The organism is Nitrospinota bacterium (assembly GCA_009873635.1).
Lineage (GTDB): Bacteria > Nitrospinota > Nitrospinia > Nitrospinales > VA-1 > LS-NOB.
In genome coordinates this window covers 50,387-52,432 of record WAHY01000001.1, presented here as the reverse complement: position 1 = coordinate 52,432, position 2,046 = coordinate 50,387, and the positions used below count along the sequence as shown (strand labels likewise).

The 2,046-nt window shown below is 49.8% G+C and carries 3 protein-coding genes and 1 riboswitch; all 3 genes read left to right on the top strand.

Annotation, left to right across the window (positions count from 1 at the left end; translation table 11 throughout):
* The first annotated feature begins 3 nt into the window (after nucleotides 1–3).
* Nucleotides 4–105, top strand: a riboswitch (TPP riboswitch).
* A gap of 243 nt (nucleotides 106–348) precedes the next feature.
* Genes thiS through thiE form a run of 3 tightly spaced genes read left to right on the top strand, consistent with a single transcriptional unit; the run spans nucleotide 349 to nucleotide 2,020 of the window.
* The gene (gene thiS, locus F3741_00290; protein ID MZG29242.1) at nucleotides 349–552 is read left to right on the top strand and encodes a sulfur carrier protein ThiS; all 204 of its coding nucleotides are present in this window, start codon (nucleotides 349–351) and stop codon (nucleotides 550–552) included.
* Between the two features lie 24 nt (nucleotides 553–576).
* Nucleotides 577–1,359, top strand: a complete 783-nt coding sequence (locus F3741_00285) for a thiazole synthase (protein ID MZG29241.1) — start codon at nucleotides 577–579, stop codon at nucleotides 1,357–1,359.
* Nucleotides 1,360–1,366: 7 nt separating this feature from the next.
* The gene (gene thiE, locus F3741_00280; protein ID MZG29240.1) at nucleotides 1,367–2,020 is read left to right on the top strand and encodes a thiamine phosphate synthase; all 654 of its coding nucleotides are present in this window, start codon (nucleotides 1,367–1,369) and stop codon (nucleotides 2,018–2,020) included.
* The last annotated feature ends 26 nt before the right edge of the window (nucleotides 2,021–2,046 follow it).

The window sequence follows — 2,046 nt, the reverse complement described above, 5'->3', positions numbered from 1 at the left end:
TGTCACGACCACTGGGGGCGTTTTTTAACTGAGAGTCCTGAAAAAGGACGACCCTTTGAACCTGATCTGGGTCATGCCAGCGAAGGGAAGTGAGCCATCTTTTTTCGAGATACGCTGCATTTCCCGAAGGTTGGGATGCGGCTTTTTTTGTGCCCGCCTTTCCTTCAAAAACCCCCTCCCGGTCTTGATCCGCTTTTGTCTTATTAATGTTTAACGGCTTTTATGGACTAAACCTTGTCCTTTTTTGGAGGGTTTTTCTTTCGGGATAGATAAATCCTGATTCAGGCCATGATCAGACCTCATTTTCAGGGCTCTGTAAGTTGCCTGTTAGAAAATCCAACAGATCCTATGAAACTGATCATCAACGGTGAAAATCGAGAAATCCTGAAAAGCCAGAACCTGGAGGACCTGATCCTGGAACTGGATATCCAGGCACCTAATTTTGCTATGGCCCTGAACCATCATGTCGTACCAAAATCCAAATACGCTACAACCCCAATACAGGAAAACGATGAAGTTGAAATCGTCCACGCTGTCGGCGGTGGTGTTTAATTTTAATTTTTTAAGACTGGAATTATGAGCACACAAACAGAATTCATGAAAATTGGCGACAAGACTTTCAAGTCCAGACTGATTGTCGGAACCGGAAAATATAAATCGTTCGATGAGACCCGGCAGGCTATCGAAATTTCCGGTGCCGAAATGGTTACGGTCGCTGTAAGACGGATTGAACTGGATAAAAATAAAGACTCCTTACTCAACCACCTCGACCCGAAAAAATACACGTTCCTGCCAAACACGGCAGGATGTTATTCTCTAAAAGAAGCGGTGATGACCTGCGAACTGGCACGCGAAGCGGGACTGGGCAACATCGTCAAAGTAGAAGTGATCGGTGACGAGAAAACCCTGTTCCCCGATAACGAAGCAACGCTCGAAGCCTCAAAGCTTCTCATCAAAGACGGCTTCCATGTTCTGCCTTATTGCACCGACGATGTCATCCTCTGCAAAAAACTTGAAGACATTGGTTGTTCAGCAGTCATGCCGCTCGCGGCTCCTATCGGCTCCGGACTCGGCATCCGCAATCCCTACAACCTTAAACTGATTCTTGAAGCGGTCAAAGTTCCGGTGATCGTTGATGCCGGAGTGGGAACCGCCTCCGACGCCAGCCGCGCGATGGAGCTTGGCGTTTCAGGTATTTTAATGAACACCGCGATCGCCGGCGCCAAAGACCCGCTTAAAATGGCACAGGCCATGAAAATGGCGGTGGAGTGCGGCCGCATGGCCTATGAAGCGGGACGCATCCCGAAAAAACTTTATGCCTCAGCCAGCAGTCCGCTGGACGGCCTGATCGAACTGTAAGCTTATGATGACTTCAAGCCCATTCCATACTGAACAGGATCTGGGTTTCCTGCGGGTTTACCTCATCACCGACCTGAATCGAATCGGCAGGAACCGGTTCCTTGAAGCGTTGGAAGAAGCCCTGCAAGGGGGTGTGCGCACCCTGCAACTGCGGGAAAAAAACATGGACCCCAAAGATCTGCTGGCCCTGGCGCTTGAGGTCAAGCCTCTCATTCAACGCTACGAGGCCAAACTTTTCATCAATGACCGGGCAGATATCGCCATCATGGCCGGCGCAGATGGAGTACACCTGACAGAGGCCAGTGTGCAAGCCAGTGAGATCAAAAACAATTTCCCCAACCTGATCGTTGGGGTATCAACCCATTCATTGGAAGGGGCTCAGCTTGCTGAACAGCAGGACGCGGATTTCATCACCTTCAGCCCTATTTACGAAACACCCTCTAAATCCGGTCCACCGCAGGGCCTGGATCCGCTCCGCCAGGTGACAAAGTCTGTCCGTCTGCCGGTGCTGGCATTGGGAGGTATTAACCTGAACCGTGTTCCCGAATGTCTGGAACATGGCGCCTTCGGGGTCGCCGTGATTTCTGATATCTGGGACTCAAAATATATAAAAAAACATTCATCTGAATATACGCAGAACTTTGGAGGCAACTCGCTATGACACAGTCAAATGGTAACGGTAATGGC

Excerpts from the sequence above, each read along its gene's own strand:
- thiS (MZG29242.1), top strand. The coding sequence starts at position 349 with ATGAAACTGATCATCAACGGTGAAAATCGAGAAATCCTGAAAAGCCAG.
- thiE (MZG29240.1), top strand. The coding sequence starts at position 1,367 with ATGACTTCAAGCCCATTCCATACTGAACAGGATCTGGGTTTCCTGCGG.
- F3741_00285 (MZG29241.1), top strand. The coding sequence starts at position 577 with ATGAGCACACAAACAGAATTCATGAAAATTGGCGACAAGACTTTCAAG.